General features: G+C 67.1%; 20 protein-coding genes. 6 read left to right on the top strand and 14 right to left on the bottom strand.

Annotated elements, in window-relative coordinates; all coding sequences use genetic code 11:
- The coding region (locus DIE08_RS26495; RefSeq protein ID WP_124904441.1) for an aldehyde dehydrogenase family protein at nt 1-300 on the bottom strand (300 nt) is incomplete at its 3' end.
- Nucleotides 301-344: 44 nt separating this feature from the next.
- Nucleotides 345-701, bottom strand: coding sequence for a GNAT family N-acetyltransferase (locus tag DIE08_RS26500; RefSeq protein WP_124904443.1), 357 nt, complete (start codon nt 699-701; stop codon nt 345-347).
- A 271-nt stretch (nt 702-972) separates the two neighbouring features.
- Between DIE08_RS26500 and DIE08_RS26505 the strand changes: the two genes are divergently transcribed.
- The gene (locus DIE08_RS26505) at nt 973-2,499 is read left to right on the top strand and encodes a PLP-dependent aminotransferase family protein (protein WP_124904445.1); all 1,527 of its coding nucleotides are present in this window, start codon (nt 973-975) and stop codon (nt 2,497-2,499) included.
- 45 nt (nt 2,500-2,544) lie between these two features.
- On the opposite strand, the gene DIE08_RS26510 is transcribed toward DIE08_RS26505, so the two are convergent.
- The 3 genes from DIE08_RS26510 to DIE08_RS26520 are packed head-to-tail and all read right to left on the bottom strand — an operon-like array spanning nt 2,545 to nt 4,163.
- On the bottom strand, nt 2,545-2,997 hold the full coding sequence (locus tag DIE08_RS26510; protein WP_124904447.1) for a hypothetical protein: 453 nt from the start codon (nt 2,995-2,997) through the stop codon (nt 2,545-2,547).
- Nucleotides 2,987-3,634 carry a M35 family metallo-endopeptidase gene (locus tag DIE08_RS26515; RefSeq protein WP_124904449.1) on the bottom strand — a complete coding sequence of 216 codons (648 nt, stop codon included), beginning with the start codon at nt 3,632-3,634 and terminating at the stop codon, nt 2,987-2,989. The genes DIE08_RS26510 and DIE08_RS26515 overlap by 11 nt, the downstream gene beginning before the upstream one ends.
- A gap of 4 nt (nt 3,635-3,638) precedes the next feature.
- Entirely contained in the window at nt 3,639-4,163 is a 525-nt protein-coding gene (locus DIE08_RS26520; RefSeq protein ID WP_124904451.1) for a PAAR domain-containing protein, read from the bottom strand.
- 522 nt (nt 4,164-4,685) lie between these two features.
- On the opposite strand from DIE08_RS26520, the gene DIE08_RS26525 reads away from it, so the two are divergent.
- The 4 genes from DIE08_RS26525 (at nt 4,686) to DIE08_RS26540 (ending at nt 9,000) form a co-directional block, all read left to right on the top strand.
- A complete protein-coding gene (locus tag DIE08_RS26525) occupies nt 4,686-5,084 on the top strand; it encodes a nuclear transport factor 2 family protein (protein WP_059598809.1) in 399 nt (132 codons plus the stop codon).
- Between the two features lie 170 nt (nt 5,085-5,254).
- Nucleotides 5,255-7,072: a sulfoacetaldehyde acetyltransferase gene (xsc, locus tag DIE08_RS26530; RefSeq protein WP_059598808.1), complete on the top strand. Its 1,818-nt coding sequence runs from the start codon at nt 5,255-5,257 to the stop codon at nt 7,070-7,072.
- 129 nt (nt 7,073-7,201) lie between these two features.
- Entirely contained in the window at nt 7,202-8,236 is a 1,035-nt protein-coding gene (gene pta / locus DIE08_RS26535) for a phosphate acetyltransferase (protein WP_124904453.1), read from the top strand.
- A complete protein-coding gene (locus DIE08_RS26540) occupies nt 8,233-9,000 on the top strand; it encodes a sulfite exporter TauE/SafE family protein (RefSeq protein ID WP_059598806.1) in 768 nt (255 codons plus the stop codon). The genes pta and DIE08_RS26540 overlap by 4 nt, the downstream gene beginning before the upstream one ends.
- A gap of 97 nt (nt 9,001-9,097) precedes the next feature.
- Here DIE08_RS26540 and DIE08_RS26545 read toward each other — a convergent pair whose 3' ends face one another.
- Together DIE08_RS26545 and DIE08_RS26550 are read right to left on the bottom strand one after the other, a co-directional pair.
- Nucleotides 9,098-10,819: a cobaltochelatase CobT-related protein gene (locus DIE08_RS26545; protein ID WP_124904455.1), complete on the bottom strand. Its 1,722-nt coding sequence runs from the start codon at nt 10,817-10,819 to the stop codon at nt 9,098-9,100.
- Complete coding sequence (locus DIE08_RS26550) at nt 10,816-11,805, bottom strand: AAA family ATPase (RefSeq protein ID WP_124904457.1); 990 nt, start codon at nt 11,803-11,805, stop codon at nt 10,816-10,818. Before DIE08_RS26550 ends, DIE08_RS26545 begins: the two co-directional genes overlap by 4 nt.
- A gap of 186 nt (nt 11,806-11,991) precedes the next feature.
- Here DIE08_RS26550 and DIE08_RS26555 point away from each other — a divergent pair, with 186 nt between their 5' ends.
- Nucleotides 11,992-12,744, top strand: a complete 753-nt coding sequence (locus tag DIE08_RS26555; RefSeq protein WP_124904459.1) for an IclR family transcriptional regulator — start codon at nt 11,992-11,994, stop codon at nt 12,742-12,744.
- Nucleotides 12,745-12,776: 32 nt separating this feature from the next.
- On the opposite strand, the gene DIE08_RS26560 is transcribed toward DIE08_RS26555, so the two are convergent.
- The 7 genes from DIE08_RS26560 to DIE08_RS26600 form a co-directional block, all read right to left on the bottom strand.
- Nucleotides 12,777-13,724: a DmsC/YnfH family molybdoenzyme membrane anchor subunit gene (locus tag DIE08_RS26560; protein ID WP_124904461.1), complete on the bottom strand. Its 948-nt coding sequence runs from the start codon at nt 13,722-13,724 to the stop codon at nt 12,777-12,779.
- A 39-nt stretch (nt 13,725-13,763) separates the two neighbouring features.
- Entirely contained in the window at nt 13,764-14,510 is a 747-nt protein-coding gene (locus tag DIE08_RS26565; RefSeq protein ID WP_124904463.1) for a 4Fe-4S dicluster domain-containing protein, read from the bottom strand.
- Between the two features lie 16 nt (nt 14,511-14,526).
- Complete coding sequence (locus DIE08_RS26570; protein ID WP_124904465.1) at nt 14,527-17,463, bottom strand: molybdopterin oxidoreductase family protein; 2,937 nt, start codon at nt 17,461-17,463, stop codon at nt 14,527-14,529.
- 224 nt (nt 17,464-17,687) lie between these two features.
- Nucleotides 17,688-19,109: an amino acid permease gene (locus DIE08_RS26575; RefSeq protein ID WP_124904467.1), complete on the bottom strand. Its 1,422-nt coding sequence runs from the start codon at nt 19,107-19,109 to the stop codon at nt 17,688-17,690.
- Between the two features lie 180 nt (nt 19,110-19,289).
- Entirely contained in the window at nt 19,290-20,705 is a 1,416-nt protein-coding gene (locus tag DIE08_RS26585; protein WP_124904469.1) for an FAD-binding oxidoreductase, read from the bottom strand.
- A gap of 488 nt (nt 20,706-21,193) precedes the next feature.
- Nucleotides 21,194-22,498, bottom strand: a complete 1,305-nt coding sequence (locus tag DIE08_RS26595; RefSeq protein WP_124904474.1) for an MFS transporter — start codon at nt 22,496-22,498, stop codon at nt 21,194-21,196.
- Nucleotides 22,499-22,626: 128 nt separating this feature from the next.
- A complete protein-coding gene (locus DIE08_RS26600) occupies nt 22,627-24,282 on the bottom strand; it encodes a GMC family oxidoreductase (RefSeq protein ID WP_124904476.1) in 1,656 nt (551 codons plus the stop codon).
- Between the last annotated feature and the right edge of the window lie 128 nt (nt 24,283-24,410).

Consider the following 24,410-nt stretch of genomic DNA (forward strand, 5'->3'; position numbering starts at 1 on the left):
CAACCCGGCCTCGGCCGTGATCAGCGCCGCGATCTCGGCGGTGCGCGCGCGCACGATGTCGGCCGCGCGGCGCAGGATCGCCGCACGCTCGTGGCGCGTGAACGTCGGCCGGTAGGCACGTGCCACCGCGAACGCGCGCCGCACGTCGTCCAGCGTCGCCTTCGGCACGGTGCCGACGAGCGTTCCGTCGTACGGGTTACGCACGTCGACGACTGCGTCGCGCCACACGCGCTGCCCGTCGATGCGCAACGCTTCGTGCCGCACGTCGGATGCGGGAATCGGCTTCAGGACCGTACTCATGTCGTCTCCTTCCTGGTGCAGCGTGATCGTGGCCACGCTTTCGGTTAATGCAGCGCGGCATGGCGCACCACGACCAATCCTTCGTATTCGAGGCAGCGGCACAGCGTCGACCACGCCGGCGTAGCGGGCCATGCACGCGCGCCGGCGTCGATGCGAATCGGCTGCCCGAATTCACGCGCCGCGCACGCGAGAAGCGTGTGCGCGATGCCGCTGCGCCGGTAGGCGGGTTCGACGTATAGCCGCATGAGCGACGGCGATCGGCCATCACCGCCGCCTGCGTCATCGATGTCGAGTTCTCCGATCGCGTCGCCGTCGCGATACGCGACGAACGTCTTGCCTGCATCGTCGAACACGATGCGGATCACGCGCTCGCAGCGATCCCTGAACACGACGACGTGCATGGCGTCCCTCTCCTTTTCATCACGCTGCAGGCGAACGCGATGCACGCACGCCCTCATGCGCCCGCGTACCGGGGAGTTATCCGGATCGTCCGGGCGCGACGAGTTGAGTATCGTCTTGCCACGTCGGCGCGCAGTAGTGCCAGACAACACATTTCATTGAGTCCACATCCGCGGCGCGACGCGCGTATTCTCGCGAAACCGCGCCACTCGCGGGTCACGTGCACACCACGCGCACCGCCTCGCGTTTCCCGTACCGATCACAGGAGGAAGCATGTCGAGTCGTACCCCGACCGCCTTATGGGCCCAGCAGTTCCGGCGGTCGTCGGCGTCGAGCCTGCAGGACCAGATCCGGCGGATGCTCGTGGCCGCGATCCTCGACGGCCAGCTCGCCCCCGATGCCGCGCTGCCGTCGAGCCGCGAGCTTGCCGACCAGCTCGGCGTCGCGCGCAACACCGTCGTGCTCGCGTACCAGATGCTCGTCGAAGAGGGCTACCTGATCTCGCGCGAACGCAGCGGGCACTTCGTGAACCCGAAGATGCTCGAAGGCGTGCCCGGCTTCGCGCAGGCCCGGGCCGGCGCGCTGCCCGCCGGTGGCGACGACGTGCCCGGACGCCCCGCCTGGGAAAAGCGCATCACGCATCCGCCGTCGAGGCAGCGCAACATCGTGAAGCCCGCAAACTGGCAGCACTACGAATTTCCGTTCATCTACGGGCAGTTCGACCAGTCGCTGTTTCCGACCAACGACTGGCGCGAATGCTGCCTGAAGGCGCTGTCGGTGATGGAGATCCGCAACTGGGCCCCCGACCTGATCGAACGCGACGACGAATCGCTGATCCAGCAGATCCGCACGCGCGTGCTGCCGCGGCGCGGCGTGTTCGCGATGCCCGACGAGATCGTCGTCACGAACGGCTGCCAGCAGGCGCTTTACCTGATCGCGGACCTGCTGTGCGGCAAGCACACGACGGTCGGTTTCGAGAACCCCGGCTATCCGGATGCGCGCAACATCTTCGAGAACCGCGACGCGCGGCTGCTGCCGCTGCCGGTCGACGGCCACGGGATCGCACCCGATGCGCTCGGCGACACGCTCTCGCGCTGCGACTACGTGTACGTGACGCCGAGCCACCAGTGCCCGACCACCGCGACGATGCCGGTCGAACGCCGCCGCGCGCTGCTCGATTGCGCGCAGCAGCATGACTTCGTGATCATCGAGGACGACTACGAGAGCGAAAACACGTTCTCTGGCACGCCGCATCCGGCATTGAAGAGCCTCGACACGGCCGACCGCGTGATCTACGTCGGCAGCCTGTCGAAGACGTTCGCGCCGGGGCTGCGGCTCGGCTACGTGGTCGGGCCGCGCGAGCTGATCCGCGAGTTGCGGGCGCTGCGGCGGCTGATGGTGCGCCATCCGGTTGCGTATATCCAGCGGGCGTTCGCAACCTTTCTCGCGCTCGGCCATCACGACGCGTTGCTGCGCCGGCTCGCGCATGCGTACAGCGAGCGCTCGCAGGCGCTGATGGCCGCGCTCGACGCGCACTTGCCGGAAGCGCGCTACGTGCCGGTGACGGGCGGCGCGTCGTGCTGGGTCGAGGGGCCGCCATGGCTCGACGCGGCGCGGCTCGCGGTGGACGCCCAGGAGGCGGGAATTCTGATCGAGCCTGGCGGCGTGTTCTTCATGAACGACGACAGCGACGCGCGTCGATGCTTCCGGATGGGGTTTTCCGCGATTCCGCTGGAGCGGATCGAGCCGGGGGTGCGGGCACTCGCGCAATGTGTGCGGGCGCAGAAGCCCGATCAGTGAGAGATGCCCGCGATGTCGCGGGCTTTGTCAGGATGGCGTGTAACGTCAACGCCCGGCAGGGCTGGGGCTCGAGGTTGAGCAACAATGGTCCGGGCATCCCGGACCCACATTGACCTCCACGCGCCGCCCGCTTTGATCGATCTCCGGAACCGGCTGGTAGATTCGACCGATCAATGCGCTTCGCCTGCCTTTGATCGCGAACTGGTCAAGCGCATTCATGACGTTTTCAGCGCGTCGGTACGCCAACTGCTGCGCGTTCCGTTCCGTCGATTCCGAAAGCCCTACAAGCCAGACAACATCGATAATCGGAAAGCGATTGCGTAAATCGCTCGACCATGCTGACAACCGTGCCAGTTCGGTCCTGGACATCTCGCTTGAATCACTTTCAAAGCGAACGTCGATGTATTGACCGGGAAGGTTTTGTGGTCCTTCGCACGCAAGCGCTGCCTGCGCAAGGATCAACGCGAGCACGACAGCAGCCAGGAAGTTAGTCGCCATCTACGACGTACCCCGCGATGCTTTCAGCATTGTTGATCGCCAAATCCGGATGTGATCGCCCCCATGCTGGAAGGAACGGAGTGATGTAGTACTGCTCGTCGGTTGCCGCCATCGTGTCCAGGAAATGACTTGCTTCGTGAATGATGACCGACACTTGCGAATCGGCGTACGCAGTCCATGGGCGCATCGTGCAAAACTCGGCGCTGATCGAGAACGTGTGACTCGCGGTATCCGGTGCGCAGACATGTGCGGCTTCCTGATCCGTTCCGAGCGGATGGGGTGTGCATCCCGTCGCCAGATCGGCAGCGCTGCCGGTACGAACGACGTTGTGCTCGTTGAACGAGCGAACGACATTCAGCACCTTCGCCAAGCCGGTAAGAAGTCGCCTGCGGGTTTGATCATCGTCGCGACCGAACCACTTGAACACACGATCCCTCTCGTACCGCGACCACCCTTTCAGGGAGGCAACGCGTGCCTCGAGTCGACTTACCGCAAGCACCTGTGCCTTGGCAAACATCATCCGAAACTCGGAGTTCGTCATGTTCTCGCAGATCGGCCGCATGTCAACGTCCGCGAATCGTTGCGATCCTTCAATGGTGTTGGTTGTTGTCTCGGCAACGGTGGTTTGATTCGCCATCTTCTCAGTCTCCAACTACGAGCTTCAACGTTTGCGCACCTTTGGTGCTCACACGCACGGTACATCCCTGAGCGTCGCTCATGCCGGATGCAAGCACGTTGCCGGTTAGATCCTTGATCCAGTATTCAACGTTACTCAATGGTTGCTTCGTCCGCTTGTCTCGGATCACGAACTGGTCGTCATGGATCATCTGCGCAACGGTTTGCGTGAATGCACTTGACGAACGTGTGCTGACTCCGGTCGCGCGGTCTGGATCATCGTAAAAGATCGTGCAATCGCTGCCCGCAAGGACCATGTTCATTCCACATGGACAGAGCACGGGGTCACCATCGAGGACAACGTTGCGTTCGTTCCACGTCATGTGCACAGCGCTTCCAACGATTTTGAACAATCCATCGCAATTGCCGCATGTTGCCTCGTCGCCGCTCACGGCGACATGCTTCCCTTCGCTAAACATCGTTGCTGTCGTTGCGATGACGAAGCCTCCCGTCGTCGTCGGGTCGCCGTTTCTGACTGCGCGTCGCGACATAGTCGATTCCTCGAATGAAGTTGGTAAAAGGCCGATCGCACGTCTGCGCTCCCGATTTGATCGGCAGCGCTTTACGTCAACTGAATCGGGCAATGGTCACGCAGACCCAACGAAACATCGAGCGAAGAAACCGCGCGCGGACCAGCAGATACTCAAGCTGTCAGTCGACCAAGCAGCACATTGAATTTCGGATTATTTCGATTTCATTCGATCGAATTCGAACAACTTCGACCCTCCCCTTTAATCCAAAAAAAATCAATTCTTACTTTTCACATAAAAACGCCTGCCCCCTCTGAAAATCATCTCGACACCTCCGCATACTTTGATACCCAGGGAAATAATCAAAAAGTGTGACGCAAGCCACCCTCTGCCGCCCTGCAGATAAGCATCCGACTCTGGCCCAAGCGAAACCTCCCGACTGGCGCTACCGCCAAAAACGAGCGCTCACTAACGTGTCGATACCGCGTGCCGCATGCGCGCCAGCGCCTTGCGCACCGCCCATCATTCGACAGGAGACACGTTATGTCCGACACGCTCACCGCCCCCGTCACGGCCGCCACGCTCGCGGCATTTTCCGAAGCATTCAACCGGCACGACGCCAACGCGTTGATGGGCTTCATGACCGAGGACTGCGTATTCGACGCGGCCGGCGGCCCCGACATCCACGGCACGCGCTTCGTCGGACGCGACGCGGTACGCGCCGCGTTCGAAGCCGTGTTCAAGACCTTCCCCGACGCACACTGGGGTCACGGTCGCCACACCGTCGCCGGCGAGCGCGGCGTCTCCGAGTGGGTGTTCACGGGCACGCACGCCGAAGGCTGGCGCATCGAGGCCGAAGGCTGCGACCTGTTCGAATTCCGCGACGGGCTGATCGCCGTCAAGCGCGCGTTCCGCAAGGAACGGCCGAAACAGCCGGCCTGAGCGTGCGCCTCGCGCGTCACTCGCGCCACCGCCCCCGCGCGCATTTTGAAACGAATCATTTCATTTCATTCCACATTCGCCGACTGCGGGCGGAATGACTTGACCGGCCTTCCCCAGCAAATAGCATCTGGAACAAGACGTTCCGTTAATTGAACAATCGGAGACAACCCATGAGCGAACAATCCACTTCCCTGCGTGCATCGGCCAACGGTCCGCAGGACATGACGCCGTCCGAAGCCTTCGTCGAAACCCTCGCGGCCAACGGCGTGACCGATATGTTCGGCATCATGGGCTCCGCGTTCATGGATGCGATGGACATCTTCGCGCCGGCCGGCATCCGCCTGATCCCGGTCGTGCACGAACAGGGCGCGGGCCACATGGCCGACGGCTACGCGCGCGTGTCGGGCCGCCACGGCGTCGTGATCGGCCAGAACGGCCCCGGCATCAGCAACTGCGTGACCGCGATCGCGGCCGCGTACTGGGCACATAGCCCGGTGGTGATCGTCACGCCGGAAGCCGGCACGATGGGCATCGGCCTCGGCGGCTTCCAGGAAGCGAACCAGCTGCCGATGTTCCAGGAATTCACGAAGTACCAGGGTCACGTCACGCACCCGGCACGGATGGCCGAATTCACCGCGCGCTGCTTCGACCGCGCGCAGGCCGAGATGGGCCCGACGCAGTTGAACATCCCGCGCGACTACTTCTACGGCAAGGTCAAGGTCGAGATTCCGCAACCGCGACGGCTCGACCGCGGCGCCGGCGGCGAACAGAGCCTGGACGACGCGGCCGCGCTGATCGCGCAGGCGAAGTTCCCGGTCATCATCTCGGGCGGCGGCGTCGTGATGGCCGACGCGATCGAGGAATGCAAGGCGCTCGCCGAACGGCTCGGCGCGCCGGTCGTCAACAGCTACCTGCACAACGACTCGTTCCCGGCGAACCATCCGCTGTGGTGCGGCCCGCTCGGCTACCAGGGCTCGAAGGCCGCGATGAAACTGCTGTCGCGCGCCGACGTCGTGATCGCGCTCGGCTCGCGCCTCGGGCCGTTCGGCACGCTGCCGCAGCACGGGATGGACTACTGGCCGAAGGACGCGAAGATCATCCAGATCGACGCGGACCACAAGATGCTCGGCCTCGTGAAGAAGATCTCGGTCGGCATCTGCGGCGACGCGAAGGCCGCGGCGATCGCACTCACGCAACGCCTCGAAGGCCGCACGCTCGTGTGCGATGGCTCGCGCGGCGAGCGCGCCGACCAGATCGCGACGGAAAAGGCCGCGTGGGAAAAGGAACTCGACGACTGGACGCACGAGCGCGACGCATTCAGCCTCGACATGATCGAGGAGCAGAAGCACGAGAAGCCGTTCAGCGGCGGCCAGTACCTGCATCCGCGCCAGGTGCTGCGCGAACTCGAGAAGGCGATGCCCGAGGACGTGATGGTGTCGACCGACATCGGCAACATCAACTCGGTCGCGAACAGCTACCTGCGCTTCAACAAGCCGCGCAGCTTCTTCGCGGCGATGAGCTGGGGCAACTGCGGCTACGCGTTCCCGACGATCATCGGCGCGAAGGTCGCCGCGCCGCACCGTCCGGCCGTGTCGTATGCGGGCGACGGCGCGTGGGGCATGAGCCTGATGGAAACGATGACATGCGTGCGCCACAACATCCCGGTCACGGCCGTCGTGTTCCACAACCGCCAGTGGGGCGCGGAGAAGAAGAACCAGGTCGACTTCTACAACCGCCGCTTCGTCGCGGGCGAACTCGACAACCAGAGCTTCGCGGCGATCGCGCGTGCGATGGGCGCCGAAGGGATCACGGTCGACCGCCTCGAGGACGTGGGCCCGGCCCTCAAGCGTGCCATCGACATGCAGATGAACGAAGGCAAGACCACGATCATCGAGATCATGTGCACGCGTGAACTCGGCGATCCGTTCCGTCGCGATGCGCTGTCGAAGCCGGTTCGGATGCTCGACAAGTACAAGGACTACGTGTAATGCCGCGTCGCTGACGCACCCCCGTTGCCGGTCGCGCGCCCCTCTCGCGCGGCCGGCCCTCCGGCCGGACGCCGTGCCCCGTGCGGGCCGCCGCATCCGGCCGTTTTTCCTTTCCTATCCGAGCGAACGATGAAAGCCCTCGACCGCATTCTCGAATCCGCGCGCCGCCAGCCGATGCGCATCGCGCTGTGCGAAGCCGACGATCCGCGCGTGCTGCAGGCCGCCGCGCGCGCAACGCGCGACGGCATCGCCCGCATCGTGCTCGTCGGCAACCGTGCGGCGATCCACGCGGCGGCCGCGCGCGACGCGATCGATCTCGACGGCATGACGCTCGTCGATCCGGCCAGCGCCGCCCAATGCGATGCCTATGCGGACGCGCTGCATGCGCTGCGCAAGCGCAAGGGCATGACGGCCGATGCCGCGCGCGACGCGGTGCTCGATCCGCTCTGCCATGCGAACCTGATGGTACGGCTCGGCGATGCGGACGGCTCGGTCGCGGGCGCCGTGCATGCAACGGCCGACGTCGTGCGCGCGGCGATCCAGCTGATCGGTGTCGATCCCGCGTTCCGGATCGTATCGAGTTTCTTCCTGATGATGCTGTGCGAACCGTTTCACACGATCAAGGGCGGACTGATCTTCTCCGACTGTGCGCTGGTCGTCGATCCGGATGCCAATCAGCTCGCCGAGATCGCGATGGCCGCCGCCGACAGCGCGCACGCGCTGCTCGGCGAGGAACCGCGTGTCGCGATGCTGTCGTTCTCGACGAGTGGCAGCGCGCATCACGCGGCGGTCGACAAGGTGACGGCCGCGACCGCGCAGGTACGCGAACTGCGCCCGGCGCTTGCGATCGACGGCGACGTGCAGCTCGACGCGGCGATCGTTGCGGAAATCGCCGAGCGCAAGATCGCGCATTCGCAGGTGGGCGGCCACGCGAACGTGCTCGTGTTCCCGAGCCTCGAAGCCGGCAACATCGGCTACAAGCTCGCCGAGCGGATCGGTCGCGCAAAGGCCGTCGGCCCGCTGCTGCAAGGCTTGCGCCGGCCCGCGAACGACCTGTCGCGCGGCTGCAGCGCCGACGACGTGTATCACGTGATCGCCGCAACCACCGTGCAGGCGCAGGCGGCCGCGCAGCGCGCCGCGACCGGCGAGGCCGCACACGCATGACAGCCGACAAACTGGCGATCCTGATCGCGGTGATCGGCGCCGGCAGCTATTTCCAGACCGTCACCGGCTTCGGGCTCGGGATGATCGTGATGGGCGCGACGAGCGGCTTCGGTCTCGCGCCGCTCGCCACCGTCGCCACGCTGATGAGCGTCGTGTCGCTCGCGAACGGCGCGACCGCGCTGCCCGGCCGGCTGCATCACATCGACTGGCGCGCGGTGGGCGCGGCGACGCTCGGCATCCTGCCGTCGGTCGTCGCGGGCGTGCTGCTGCTCGAATGCCTGAGCCGCTCGGCGGCCGACCTGCTGCAGCTCATTCTCGGCGCAGTCGTGCTGTACGGCGGCCTGAGTGCGGCGCTGCGGCCGGCGCCGCTCACCGAGCGCTCGGACAACCGCAGCTTCTTCGTCAGCGGCCTGTTCGGTGGCTTGCTGAGCGGGATGTTCGGCGTGTCGGGGCCGCCGCTGATCTTCCAGTTCTACCGGCAACCGCTGACGCTCGTGCAGATCCGCTGCGCGCTGATCGTGCTGTTTACGACGACCTCGGCCACTCGCGTGCTATACAGCGCGTGCGAAGGCCAGCTCGATCGCGACATCTGGCTGCTGGCGGCGATCGCGACGCCGGTCGTGATGCTCACGACGGTGGCCGCGCGCCACTACCCGCCGCCGCTGTCGCCGGTCGCGCTGCGCCGGCTTGCGTTCGGCGTGCTGATGGCGATCGGCATCGGGTTGATCGCGACGTCGCTGCCGCCGCTGCTGCGCGGCGCGTGATGCCGCGCGGCGCATGCCGCAGCGAACCGGCCTGCATACGGCATTCGGTCGAGACGCGTGCGTGTTGCCGCATCCGCCTTGCAGGCCGTCGCCTGCTTCATCGCCGCGCGCCGATCCAGCGTGCGATTTCGACGAGCCGCTTCATGTCCGGCGCTGATGCAAGGTCGATCGCGAGCCGGTGCCGGTAATACGGGCCGAGATCGAGCCCGACGCCGAGCCCGAGCACTTCGACGCGGCCGGCCGCCTCCTGGCGCGAGACCACCTGCTTCAGATGGTTGTCGAGGTAGAACGGATCGTTTGCGAGCGCCGTGGCGCCGTCCATCGGGCTGCCGTCCGAGATCACGACGAGGATCCTGCGCGCCTCCGGCCGCGCCGCAAGCCGTGCGCACGCCCATTCGACCGCTTCGCCGTCGACACCCTCACGGAACAGATCGGCCTTGAACAGCGCGGCGATACCCGTGCGCGCATGCCGCCAGCGCGTGTCCGCATCCTTGAACACCAGGTGGCCGGTTTCGTTGAGCCGGCCCGGATGGCGCGGCTTGCCGCGCGAGAGCCAGTCCTGCCGCGCGCGGCCGCCGTTCCATGCGAGCGTCGTGAAGCCGAGCACTTCGGTCGCGAGACCGGCGGCATCGCCCGCGCGGGCCAGCGTGTCTACCATCAGCGCGACGCCGTCGATCCACGTCTTCATCGATCCCGAGCAGTCGATCAGAAACGCGAGCGCGCAATCGGCGTGCGGCCGCACGCGTTCGAGCCGGAACAGCCGCCGTTCGGCCGGCGAACTGACGAGCTGCGCGAGCCGGCGGCCGTCGAGGCGGCCATGCTCCTCGCCGAACGACCAGCCGTCGGCCTGCGGTACGACGAGCGCCGCACGCAGCACACGTGCGAGCCGCGTGACGTTGATCCGCTGCGCGGTGACCTGGCCGTCGAGCCGGTCGCGGTACTCGCGCAGCAGTGCCGCGCGGATCTGCGCGGCCGGCCGGAGCTCGCGGTCGTAACGCGTCGTATAAGCACGGTAGACGGCATCGCCGCCCTGCAGCACGGCGCTGTCGCCCGTCTCCACGAGGGCTGGCAGGTCGATGCCCGTGTCGTCGAAATCGACCCACAGCGAGAAATTCGTCAGCGCATCGTCCTGCTCGCGCGCGTCTTGCGTCTCCGTTTCCACGACGGCCGCCCGCGCATCGCGAATCATCGATGCAATGCGCTTCGCGAGCGTCAGCGCATGTTCCGCGAATGCGCGCTGATCGTGCCGGCACCGCTTGAGCCCCGCGAGCTGCACGCCGATCTCGGGCACGATCGCCGCGCGCGACGCTTCGATCAGGTCTTCCGTCTCCTCGAGCACCGGCCACCCCGTCAGCCGCGACCATGCGATCTGCGCGACCGTGTAAACAAGGATTCCGACATGCGTATCGGCCTGTCCCGACCGATGGAACGCGCGCGACCAGGTGTCGAAACGATGGCGCAGGTTCTGCACGACGCCGCGCATGGCGGGTGGCGCCAGCGATTCGCAGCGCAGTTGCTCGAGCATTTCGAACAGCACGCGTTCGACCGGATCGTCGCCGGACAACGCGCGATGCAGGTCCGCATCGGAATGCAGGATGCGCAGCGCGGCGCCGTCGGCCGCACCGCGCCACGACGCGAGATCGTCGTCGGCCGCCTGCGCGCGCACGTGCGGCGCATGGATCGGCAGTGGCCGCAGGTCGCGACACACGCGGCCCGCACGGTAATGCAGCGCCGCGTCGCGTGTCAGTGCACGCACGGTCGACGCGCCCAGCGCTTCGCGCGCCGATGCACGGCGCGCGGCGTCGCGATCGGCGCTCACCGCCCCGCTCCCGGCTCGCCGCCGCCGGCACGCGACGCGACCGCCAGCTCCTCGCCGAAACAGCGCTGGTAATACTCGGCGACGACCGGCCGCTCGGCGTCGTCGCACTTGTTCAGGAACGTGAGCCGAAACGCGAGCGCCGGATCGCGGAAGATCTGGCAGTTCTCGGCCCAGTTGATCACCGTGCGCGGCGACATCAGCGTCGACAGGTCGCCGGTCGCGAAGCCGTTGCGCGTCAGCTCCGCGAGGCTCACCATCGATTCGAGCAGCGGGCGGCCGGCTTCGTCCGCGAGTTCCGGCACGCGCGCGCACACGATGCCGATTTCTTCGTCGCGCGGCAGGTAGTCGAGCGTCGCGACCACGTTCCAGCGATCCATCTGCGCATGGTTGAGCATCTGCGTGCCGTGATAGAGCCCGTTCAGGTTGCCGAGACCCACCGTGTTCGCGGTCGCGAACAGCCGGAACGACGGATGCGGATGGATCACGCGGTTCTGGTCGAGCAGCGTGAACTTGCCGTCGCGCTCGAGAATCCGCTGGATCACGAACATCACGTCGGGCCGTCCCGCATCGTATTCGTCGAAGATCAGAGCGACCGGACGCTGCAGCGCCCACGGCACGATCCCTTCCTGGAATTCGGTCACCTGCACGTCGTCGCGCACGACGATCGCATCCTTGCCGACAAGATCGAGCCGGCTGATGTGGCCGTCGAGGTTCACGCGCACGCACGGCCAGTTCAGCCGTGCCGCGACCTGCTCGATATGCGTCGACTTGCCGGTGCCGTGCATCCCCTGCACGAGCACGCGGCGATTGCGCGCAAATCCCGCGAGGATCGCGAGCGTGACGTCCGGGTTGAAACGGTAGGCGTCGTCGATATCGGGCACGTGATCGTCGCGCGCGCTGAACGCCGGCACCATCAGGTCCGAATCGAACCCGAAGCGTTCGCGGACCGACACCATGCAGTCCGGCTTGTTCGCCACCCCATCCATGCGTTGCGCTCCTGTCGTTGCTGATCGCGCAGGCATCGATCGTCGCGCCCGCGCCAGCCGTGTTTACGGAACGATTCGTTCCGTTGCCGAAAGTTCGGACCGGTTCAACGGGCCCGCTGCCCCGCGCGGCCGGCCTGCCGGGCCGTTCGGTACAATGGCCGCAGTCCAGTTTCCGGAACGCCTGCCATGCTGCCCGCGGATACGCCCACGCTGCGCGCCTTCGCGCTGCTCGAACATCTCGTCCAGGCCGGCGATGCCGTGTCGCTCGCCGATCTCGCGCGCGACGTCGATATCCCGAAGGCATCGCTGCACCGGATGCTTGCGTCGCTCGAAGCCGGCGGTCTCGTGATCCGCGAGCCGGGCCGCAAGAACGCGTACGCGATCGGCCCGCGCCTCGCGCGGCTCGGCACCGGCGTGATGCTGCATGCGGGCGCGCGCCGGCTGCGCCACGCGATCCTCGAACGGCTCGTCGCCGATCTCGGCGAAACCTGCAACCTGACCGCGCTGCACGACACGGAAGTCGTCTATCTCGACCGCGTCGAGGCCGACTGGCCACTGCGGCTCGACCTGAAACCCGGCTCGCGCGTGCCCGCACACTGCAGCGCCAGCGGCAAGCTGCTGCTCGCGCTGCTGCCGCGCGACGAACGCGCCGCGCTGGTGCGCGCGCTGGCACTGCCGCGCTACACCCCGAACACGATCTCGGATCCCGAACTGCTCGAAGCCGAACTCGACCGCACCGCACACAAGGGCGTCGCGATCGACAACGAGGAATTCGTCGCAGGCATCGTGTGCATCGCGGCGCCGATCGTCGGCGACGACGGCACGTGCATCGCCGCGGTCGCCGTGCATGCGCCCGTGTCGCGCGCGCCGCTGTCGCGGCTGCTCGACCACGTGCCGCGCCTGCAGGAAGCGGCCGGCGCGCTCGCTCAAACGTTCTAGTTCCCGCACGGCGTGGCGGCGCGCACGCACCGTCATGACGCGCGCTGGTAGTAGATGTTCTGCGGATGCCGCGCATCCGCGAAGAAGAACCAGCGTTCCGCGACCAGCCCCGCATACTGGATCACGAACGCGGCGCCGAGCGCGACGGCCGCCGCGACCGACGTCGGCGCGAGCGCGCCCGCGCCGGTCAGCGCGAACGGCACCGCGAACGCGCCGATCAGGAAGCCGGCCTTCACTGCCCGCAGCGTGCCGTTGCCCTGCCCGTGAAAGAACTCCCGCGTATTGAACGCGCTGGCCGTGAAGCCGCGCGACTTCTGTTCGACCTTCGCATGGCGGATCCCGGTCGCGCTCTGCACGGTCGACTTCGGCCGCAACCGGGCATTGCGCGCAAGCGACGCGAGCCGCGCCACGCCACCGGCGAGCGTCAGCGCGCACGCGGCCACGGCGAGCCGGCCGACCAGCGCCGGCGCGAGCCACGCGGCGCAAGCCGTCGCCAGCGTGCAGCCCGACGCGCAGCCGAGCAGCACGAAGTTCACGAGCGTCAGCGGGCTCGCCCATTCCTGCAGGAACCGCAGGCACGCGTAGATCATCGCGGTACACACGAACAGAACGACACTTGCGAGCGCGCCCGCCGCGCCGATCAGCAACGTGCCGGGCCAGCCGAACAGGTGTGCCGCGCCATACGCGAACGCGCATGCGAGAAACATCGGCAGTGCGATACATTCGCGTGACAGCCACGATGTGCGCCACATCGCGATCGCGCGCCATGCGCGCTCGGGGTGGCCGAGATGGAAGAACGACGCGAACAGGCCGAGCACGCCGAGCACGACCGACAGCGCGGCACCCGTCACGTAGAACGACGCAGCGATATCGACGCCCGCCGCGCGCGCAAGTGCCTCGACGGTCACGAGCGTCAGCAGCAGGCCCTGTGCGGCACCGCACAGCGTGGTGAGAAAAACGACCGAAAAGGCTGGGCGCATGGAAACTCCGTTTTTTCGTATGAATGAAGGGCCTTGCGCTCAGCGCTGCGTCGCGAGCGACACGAGATCGATGTCGCCGCGCGCCGCGCGGGCTTCGAACGACGCGTCCTCGTCACGGCCGTTCGACGCGCTGCCGCATCCGCCGCTACTCCCGCAACCGCACGACGCTTCGGTCTTCACGCGCGGCAGATAATGGTTCGACGGTCGCGTGCCCCATTCGGGCATCAGCGCATAGCCGCCGCGTTCGCGGATCGCACGCGACACGTCCGATTCGGGATCGTGCACATCGCCGAACAGCCGCGCGGACGTCGGGCAGGCGAGCACGCAGGCCGGTTTCCGGTCGCGTTCGGGCAGCGCTTCGTTGTCGATGCGGTCCGCGCACAGCGTGCACTTCGTCATCTCCTTGCGGCCTTCGTCGAGCTCGCGCGCGCCATACGGGCACGCCCACGCGCAGTACTTGCAGCCGATGCACTTGTCGTAGTCGACCAGCACGATCCCGTCCGACTTGCGCTTGTAGCTCGCGCCGGTCGGGCATACCGGCACGCACGGCGGATCCTCGCAGTGCAGGCACGATTTCGGGAAGTGGATCGTGTCGGTCATCGGGAACACGCCCGCTTCGTAGGTCTGCACGCGGTTGAAGAACGTGCCGGACGGATCGTCGTCGTACGGGCGCAGATCGGCGAGACTGCCGGCTTCGCCCGACGTGTTCCATTCCTTGCAGCTCGTTACGCAGGCATGGCAGCCGACGCATACGTTCAGGTCGATGACGAGGGCCATCTGGGTCATGGTTGCGCTCCTTCGATCAGCGGTCGTCAGACTGAGGGCCGGCCGACGTCGCGCGCCGCAGCCGCGCGGCGAATGCGCCGGTTCCCGCGAAATATGCCTGCACGCGCTGCAGCACGCGCGGCGTGCCCGGCAGCGCCGGCATCGGCGCGAACTGCGGCAAGGTCGTGGCCGCATCGGCTTCGGCCGGATAAACCCGCACCTGCACGTCGTACCAGCCGGCCTGCCCCGTGACCGGATCGGAGTTCGACAGGCGTGCGCCGTCGCGCGCCGCATCCGGCAACTCGTCAGTAATCACGTGGTTCAACAGGAAGCCGCGCTGCGACTCACCCGCTTGAGGCCCGAGGTTCCACGCGCCGGCTGCCTTGCCGATCGCGTTCCAGGTCCAGACGGTGCCGGGCTCGACGGCCTCGCTGTAGCGCGCGCGACAACGCACCTTGCCCCACGGCGATTCGACGTAGATCCACGCGCCGTCGTCGATCTGCTGCGCGGCGGCCGTCACGGGGTTCACGAACAGATGGTTCTCGCCGTGGATCTGCCGCAGCCACGCGTTCTGCGAATCCCACGAGTGGTACATCGCCATCGGCCGCTGCGTGATCGCCGCGAGCGGATAGCGGCTCGCATCGGTCAGCCCGCTTTCGAGCGAGCGATGCCAGAACGGCAGCGGATCGAAATAGCGTGCGATGCGCTCGCGCAGATGATCGGGCGGCTGGCGGCCCGACGTGCGGCCCTGCGCGGCGAGCCGGAATTTCTGCATCACGTCCGAGTAGAGCTGGATCACGATCGGCACGCCGAACTTGCGCATCCCGTTGTCGACCGCCCACTGCATGTACGGGCCATTGCAGTTGCGCATGTACTGCAGCGGCTCCGGCAACCGGTGGTGGTACACGCAGTTGTTCTCCGCGTAACGCTTCCACTGGTCGGGGTTCGGCTCGCCGACGACGGCCTTGTCGCCGTCCTTGCCGCGCCAGCCGATCAGGAAGCCGGTGCCCGAATCGGGCGCGGTCTGGAAGTTGACGACGAAATCCGGATAGTCGCGGTATTTGCGCTGCCCGTCCGCCGTCGTGAAGGCCGGAAACTTCAGCCGGCTCGCGAGCTCGATCAGCACTTCCTGGAACGGCTTGCATTCGCCGGTCGGCGGCACGACCGGCACGCGTACCGAGTCGACCGGCCCGTCGAATTCGGAGATCGGCCGATCGAGCACCGACATCACGTCATGCCGTTCGAGGTAAGTCGTGTCGGGCAGGATCAGGTCGGCGAACGCCGTCATTTCAGACGCGAACGCATCGCACACGACGAGGAACGGAATCCGGTATTCGCCGTCGTCGCGCTTGTCGACCAGCATCTTGCGCACTTCCGTCGTGTTCATCGACGAATTCCACGCCATGTTGGCCATGAAGATCAGCAGCGTGTCGATCGGATAGGGATCGCCGCGCCATGCATTGGTGATCACCGAATGCATGAGCCCGTGCACCGCGAGCGGGTATTCCCACGAGAACGCCTTGTCGAGCCGCGCGGGCGTGCCGTCCGGATGGACGAACAGGTCCTCGGGGCCAGCGGGCCAGCCGAGCGGGCCCGTGGCAAGCGGCGTGTTCGGCCTGATCTGCGCCGGGTCGTTCGGCGGTTTCGCCGACGGCGGCACCGCGCGCGGATACGGCGCCTTGTGCCGGAAGCCGCCCGGCCGGTCGATCGTGCCGAGCAGCGACATCAGCACGGCGAGCGCGCGGATCGTCTGGAAGCCGTTCGAATGCGCGGCGAGCCCGCGCATCGCATGGAACGCGATCGGCACACCCTTCACCGACGCGTGCTCCTTGCCCCAGGAATCGGTCCAGCACACCGGCAGCTCGATCGCGTGGTCGCGCGCGACCGTCTCCATCTCGCGGGCGAGGCGGCGGATCGTGTCGGCCGCGATGCCGGTGATGTCGGCCGCCCATTCGGGCGTGCACTCGGCCACCTGTTCGCGCAGCAGCGTGAACGACGGCGCGACGGGCGTGCCGTCGTCGAGCGTATAGCGGCCATCGAGCGCCGGCTCCGCGCCTTCCGTGTGATGCAGCACCGCGCGGTTCGTCTTCGTGTCCCACCACATCCGGTTCTGCGGATACAGCGCGTTGACCTCCGGCGCGCCGGCGTCGCGCACGAACAGCCCGAACGTGTCGGCGCCGTCGCGCTGGTCGACCAGCTCGGCCGCATTCGTGAAGCGCGACACGAATTCGAGGTCGAACGCGTTGCGCGCGATCAGCTCGTGCATCAACGCCATGAACAGCGCACCATCGGTGCCGGGACGAATCGGAATCCATTCGTCGGCGATCGCCGCGTAGCCGGTGCGCACCGGATTGATCGCGATGAAGCGGCCGCCCGCGCGCTTGAACTTGCCGAGTGCGATCTTCAGCGGATTCGAATGGTGGTCTTCCGCGGTGCCGATCATGAAGAACAGCTTCGCGTGGTCGAGATCGGGGCCGCCGAATTCCCAGAACGAGCCGCCGATCGTGTAGATCATCCCGGCCGCCATGTTCGCCGAGCAGAATCCGCCATGCGCCGCATAGTTCGGCGTACCAAACTGTTTCGCGAACAGGCCGGTCAACGCCTGCATCTGGTCGCGGCCGGTAAAGAGCGCGAATCGCTTCGGGTCGGTAGCGCGCAGGTGCCCGAGGCGCTTTTCGAGCACGTCGAATGCGACGTCCCACGACACCGGCTCGAACTGCGCGTCGCCGCGCTCGGCGCCCGGCTTGCGCATCAGCGGCTGCGTGAGCCGCGCGGGCGAATACTGCTTCATGATGCCCGACGAACCTTTTGCGCAGATGACGCCCTGGTTCAGCGGATGCGCGGGATTGCCGTCGATATAGCGCACCTCGCCGTCGCGCAGGTGCACGCGGATGCCGCAGCGGCATGCGCACATGTAGCACGTCGTCGTCTTGATCTCGGCCTGCTCGTCGCGCTCGCGTGCCCGATGTTCCATCGTCTGTCCTCGTTCGCGGATGAGGGCGCGCCCTGCCGGGGCGCACCCGTGAATCGGTTCGTTCATGCTATGCCGGCACGCGGCCGACATAAAGTCGCATCCTCTGATCGGTGGTATCGGCCGGCCCGATAGTTGCGCCAGCAATCCATCGGATCGGGCCGGCAGCCGCATGCGCGAAGGCCCGGCTTGCATGCCGGGCCTTCGGCGTCATGCGTGGCCGCGCATTACCGCGGCGGATAGGCGAGCAGTTCGCTGTCGTCGAGATGCTCGCGGCGGCTGCGGCGCGTCAGCCCGTAGGCGACGACCAGCACACCGAGGCTGGCGACGCCGAGCCACAGCGGCTTGCGCTGGTCCGGGATGAACGCCATCGCGACGAGGATGCCGACCATGCCGATGATCGCAACCCAGGTCAGGTACGGGTACGCCCACATCCTGACGCGCAGCTTGCTGGCGGCCACCGGGTCGAGACGCTTGCGCAGGCGCAGCTGCGAGAACGCGATCAGCACGTACACGAACAGCGCGACGGTGCCGTACGAATTGACGAGGAACGCGAACACGGTATCGGGCGACACGTACGACATCACCACCGACACGTAGCCGAACACCGTGCCGAGCAGGATCGCGCGCACCGGCACGCCGCGCTTGTTGACCTTCGCGAGCGCGGCCGGCGCGTCGCCGTGGCGGGTCAGCGCGAACAGCATCCGCGACGCCGCATAGAGGCCCGAGTTGAGGGCGGACAGCACCGCCGTCAGCACGATCGCGTTCATCACGTTGGCCGCGGCCGGCAGGCCCATCACTTCGAGTGCGCTCACGTACGGCGTGGCCATCTGATGCGAATTCCACGGTACCAGCGCGACGACGAGCGCGACCGATCCGACGTAGAACACCAGCACGCGCGTGATCACCGAATTGGTTGCCTTCGCAACCGCTTTCGCCGGCTCCTTGGCCTCGGCCGCCGCGATCGTGACGATTTCAGCGCCGAAGTAGAACCCGGTGGCCGCGACCGCCCCGCTCATCACCGGCCCGATGCCGAGCGGCATGAAGCCGCCGTGGCCGAGCAGCGTCGGCAGCACGGCCGTCGTGTGCATCGACGCGGGCCACAGGCCGAGCACGTAGAGGCCGCCGAGGAACAGGAACACGATGATCGCGCCGACCTTGATCGACGAGAACCAGAATTCGAATTCGCCGTAGCTGCCGACCGAGATCAGGTTCGTGAGCGTCAGCACGACCAGCAGCGCCAGGCTGATGATCCACGCCGGTGTATCCGGCAGCCAGAACTGGATCAGCTTGGCGCCGGCCACCGCTTCGAGCGCGACGACGATCACCCAGAAATACCAGTACATCCAGCCGGTCAGGAAGCCCGCCATCTTGCCGGGCCCACGCCAGTTGCCGAACGCGAGCCGTGCGTATTCGTAGAACGAACCGACGGCCGGCATCGCGCAGGCCATCTCGCCGAGCATCCGCATCACGAGCACGACGAGCCCGCCCGTGATCAGGAACGACAAGATCGCGGCCGGCCCGGTTTGCTGAATCACCACACCGCTGCCGACGAACAGCCCGGCACCGATCACGCCGCCAAGCGCGATCATCGTCATGTGGCGCTGCTTGAGCCCACACTTCAGGTCACTCTGGTTCGAGGGTTGCATGTCTTCTCCATATCCAGTTGTCCGGACGCCGCCCGCTTGCCACCGTCGGGTGAGCGCGGGCGCCGCCGGCGACGGCGCGTGCAGGGGCGCCTGCAGCCCCGGCCGCACGGATTTCTGTTGCTTTTATTGTGTTGGACAGCCGGGCGCGGGTTACGTCACGCCCGGCGATGAGCACTGCGTTCAGGGCTTTTCGTCATTCCTGAAGTACGACAGGTAGAGCATCCGCTGCCCGATGCGCCGGAACGGCGCGAACGGGTGGCCAGGCAGCGGCGACGTGAAGATCGGCAGCGTCTGGCGTGCCCCCTTCCCCGCGATCTGCTCGGCCAGCCGGCGGCCGGCCTGCTGCGAGTACGACACGCCGTTGCCGCCGTAGCCGAGCGCGTAGTACACCGACTGCCGCGGGTCGGGCTGGCACACGCGCGGCATCATGTCGTGGCTGACGTCGACCCAGCCCCACCATGAATAATCGATCTCCACGCCGCGCAGCGCGGGAAACTTGCGCGCCATCCCTTCCTTCAGCAATTCCAGATGACGCGGGTTCGGCGCATCGTCGCCGGTGATCGCGCTGCGACTGCCGATCTGCAGACGGCGATCGGGCAGGAACCGGTAGTAAAAGCGCAGCGTACGCGTGTCGGTCAGCACCTGCGTCGTGCGGAAATTGCACGCGTCGATCTCCGCGTCGGTGAGCGGGCGCGTGACCATCGAGTTCGACAGGATCGGCATCACCTTGCTGCGCAGCGACGGATGCAGCGTCTGCGCGGTGTACGCGCCGGTCGCGATGCCGACCGCGCGGGCCCGCACGACGCCGCCGGGCGTGCGCAGGTGATGCACGCCATCGATCGTCTCGAAGCCGAGCACGGGGCTGCTTGTATGCACCTTCGCGCCGGCTTCGCGCGCGAGGCGCAGGTAGCCGAACGCGAGCTTCAGCGCATGGATGCCGATGCCTTCCGGCTCGTGCAGCGCGCCGGCCGCCTCGTGGTCGTTGATGAATTCGCGGCGGAAGGTTTCCGCGCTCAGCAGCTCCGACGGATAGCCGAACACGTCCTTCCACACCTTCGCCTCGGCCGCGAGCTTCGCCATGATGCGCGGACGGTGCGCGATCAGGAAATGGCCGCCCGGCTGCGGGTCGCAGTCGATTTCCGACACGAGCGACTTGAAGTGCTCGAAGCCTTCGAGGATCTCGTCGTGCATCTTCAGCGCGACGTCCTTGCCCCAGCGCTCGATCCACTGCGAGCGCGACAGCCGGCCCGACGCGTTCTGCCCCTGCCCGCCGTTGCGGCTGCTGCAGCCCCAGCTCGTGCGGTTGGCTTCGAGCACGACGGCCTTGATGCCGTGGTCCCGCGCGAGGCACAGCGCGGTCGCGAGGCCCGTATAGCCGGCGCCGATGATCGCGACGTCGACATCGAGATCGCGCGTGACGGGGCCGTCGTCGGGCGGCGGGGTGCCGGCCGTCGCGACCCAGTAGGTCGGCGCGTACTGCTTGCCGCACCCGGGCCCCGGCGACACGAGCGGATCGTAGGTCGGGTCGTAACGCGTATCGTTCGGCCGGCCGCCGGCGAAGGCGCTCGCGGTGCGTTCGATGGATGAGGTCGACATGGTCATACCTCCGACGCTGGCGTGCCCGCCGCGCCGCAACGGGCGCACGAGGCGATTCGACTGACTGATGCGGGGCGCGCGCTCGCCGCACGGGCGAATGCTGCCGACTGCGTGTTGGTCATGCCTGTCTCCTGATCGTTCTCTTCGGGTCGATCGTGTGCAGATGCTTCAATGCGGCGATCTGTCGAGGAAAGTGTAGGCAGGCCGATTTTTCACAGGTAGGGCCAGTGGACCGGATTCGCTTGGACCAGCGCGCGGGCGGCCGAGTGGCGGACAACAGCGGGCGACCGGCGGTGGGCGACGATCGGCTGCGGTCGCGGCGCGGGCGCGGCACCGCGAGGCAACCGGGACGCCGAACGGCGTGCCGCATCGGACAACCGGCTGACCGGCCGACGGCAACGGTCAGCGGCACGGACGCGGCACCGACCGACGACCGCGCCGCCGATACGACCCCGCGCCGCACCCCATCCCATCCACCCTGCCCGCCATCACATCGCGCGCGCCGCGACGCCGGCCACGCCGCCGCGCTTCTCGATCGCCCGCGCGGACACGATCGACAGGAGTGCAGACAACATCACGTAAACCCCGACGAGCCACGGCGCACCGCCGTTCACCCGCATCAACGCGGTCGCGACGATCGGCGTCAGGCCGCTCGCGAAGATGCCCGACACCTGGTAGACGAACGAGATGCCCGTGTAACGCACGTTCGCGTCGAACAGCTCCGCGAACAGCGCGGCCTCCGGCCCGTAGGCCATCGCGTAGAAGATCCCGAACGGGATCACCAGCGCGAGCCACACGGCGGGCAGGTTCGTCGATTGCGTCTGCAGCAGCCAGAATGCGGGCAGCACCGACAGCCCGCACAGGGTCGCGCCCCATCGGTACACACGCGCGCGGCCGAGCCGGTCCGACAGGCTGCCGAACACGGGGATGAACACGCACATCACCACCGCCGCGCTCATCACGCCGAGCAGCGCGTCGCCGCGCGAGATCGACAGGTTGCGCGTCATGTAGCCGATCGAGAACACCGCGAACACGTTGAAGAACACGCCGTCGATGTAGCGTGCGCCCATCCCGAGCAGGATCGCCTGACGATAATTTCCAAGCAGTTCGACGATCGGCAGCTTCGTATCGCGCCGCTGGCGCTTGAGCGCGACGAATTCGGGCGTATCGGCCACGCGCGTGCGGATGTAGAAGCCGACCGCGACGAGCAGCAGCGATGCCGCGAACGCGACGCGCCAGCCCCACGCCAGGAACGCGGCGTCCGGCAACGCACGCGACAGCGCCGCGACCACACCGGCCGCGAGACACAGCCCGATCGCGAGCCCGATCTGCGGCAGGCTCGCATACAGCCCGCGCCGGTGCGGCGGCGCGTACTCGTAGGCCATCAGCACCGCGCCGCCCCACTCGCCGCCCAGGCCGATGCCCTGCAGCACGCGCAGCGTCAGCAGCAGCACCGGCGCCCACATGCCGATCTGCGCGTAGGTCGGCAGGAACGCGACGCCGGCCGTCGACACACCCATGATCAGCATCGTCAGGATCAGCGCGGACTTGCGCCCGACGCGGTCGCCGAGATGGCCGAACAGCAGGCCGCCGAGCGGCCGCGTGACGAAGCCGACCGCGAACGTCGCATACGCGAGCATCGTCGACACGAACGCGTCGCCGGCCGGAAAGTACTGTTTGTCGAACACGATGCCGGCGACCACGCCGTACAGGAAAAAGTCGTACCACTCGACGGTCGCGCCAATCACGCTGGCCGCGGCCACGCGTCGGACGACCCGGGAATCGATTGCCATGCGAGCTTCTCCAGGTAAGGATGCGCCGCAACCTGCCCCGGCGCCGTGCCGGCGGGGGCATCGATAAACGCGCGGCGGCCGTCCGGGCGCAGGAGCACGGGCCGCGCGGGTGGATGGGCGGCGATGCCTTACGCGAGCGCCTCGGCGGCCGGTGCAGCGCTGCGGCCGCGATCGACCGCGCGTGCATCCTCGAGGATCATGTCGGACGCCTTCTCGGCGACCATCACGATCGGCACGTTGGTATTGCCCGATACGAGGGTCGGCATGATCGAGCAGTCGACCACGCGCAACCCGCGCGTGCCGTACACGCGCAGCCGCTCGTCGACGACCGCGAGCGGATCGCTCGCGACGCCCATTTTCGCGGTGCCGGATGGATGGAAGATCGTCTGCCCGTATTCGCGGCAGAACTCGAGCAGTTCGTCGTCCGTCTGCGCGTCCGCGCCCGGCCGCACCTCGCGCTTCATCAGCGGCGCCATCGGCTCGGCCGCCGCGACGCGCCGCGCGAAGCGCACGCCGGCCACCGTCGTGCGGCGGTCGCGCTCGATGTCGAGATAGTTCGGCTGGATCGACGGCGCGTCGCGCGCATCGTCGGTGCGGATTCGCACGGTGCCGCGCGATTCGGGCCGCAGCTGGCAGATCGAATACGTGCAGCCGGGAAACGCATGCACGCTGCCGCCCGCCGAATCGGCCGACAGCGTCGAGAAATGGAACTGGATGTCGGGCGTCGCCGATTCGTCCGGCAGCGCACGGCAGAACATGCCGCCCTGGTTGATGCCGATCGCGAGCGGGCCGCCGCGGAACAGCGCCCATTGCAGCCCCATCTTTGCGCGGCCGACCCACGAATTCAGTTCGTCGTTGGTCGTGATCGGCTTCGTTACTTCGTAGATCAGACGAATCTGCAGATGATCCTGCAGGTTCTCGCCAACGCCCGCGCGATCGGCGACGACCGGAATCCCGTGCCGGTTCAGCAGCGCGGCCGGCCCGACGCCCGACACCTGCAGCAGTTGCGGCGATTGCAGCGCGCCGGCCGCGAGGATCACCTCGCGCAACGCACGCACCTCGCGAACCTTGCCATGCTGGACATAGCGCACGCCGGACGCCTGCGCGCCGTCAAACAGCACCTTCAGCGCCTGCGCATCGGTTTCGACATGCAGGTTCGGCCGCCCGCGCGCGGGCTTCAGGTAGGCCACCGCCGTCGAGCAGCGCAGTCCGTTGCGCGTGGTGAGCTGGTAATAGCCGACGCCTTCCTGATCGCCCGTGTTGAAATCGTCGACCGTGCGCACGCCGAGCCGGTTCGATGCGGCGACGAACGCATCGACGAGTTCGTGCCGCTGCCGGATCACGGACGCCCACAGCGGGCCGCCGGTGCCGCGTGTCGGCCCCTCTCCGAGCGTGTTGTGTTCGAGCTTGCGGAAATACGGCAAGCACTCGCGCCAGCTCCAGCCGCGATTGCCGAGCGCGGCCCAGTGATCGTAGTCCTGCTGCTGCCCGCGCACGTAGATCAGCCCGTTGATCGAGCTGCAGCCGCCGAGCGTGCGGCCGCGCGGCCAGTACAGGCGGCGGTTGTGCATGTTCGGATCGGGATCGGTGTGGAAGCCCCAGTTGTACACGGGGTGGAACATCGTCTTGCCGTAGCCGATCGGCACGTGGATCCACATGTAGTTGTCGGCGGGGCCTGCTTCCAGCAGGCACACCGTATGGCGGCCGCCGTCGGACAGCCGGTTGGCGAGGACGCAACCGGCCGATCCCGCGCCAACCACCACATAGTCGAAGCTGCGTGTCATACGTGTCTCCGTCCCGGGGTATTGGAAAAATCCGGTATGTTTTGTCCAAATTTATTGAGCACACGGAACGCATACAAGCCGATTTATTGTCCACGGCGCGAATGTGGTACAAAAACCGTTCAATTCGT

This window comes from Burkholderia sp. Bp9004 (genome assembly GCF_003858025.1).
Classification (GTDB): Bacteria; Pseudomonadota; Gammaproteobacteria; order Burkholderiales; family Burkholderiaceae; genus Burkholderia; species Burkholderia diffusa.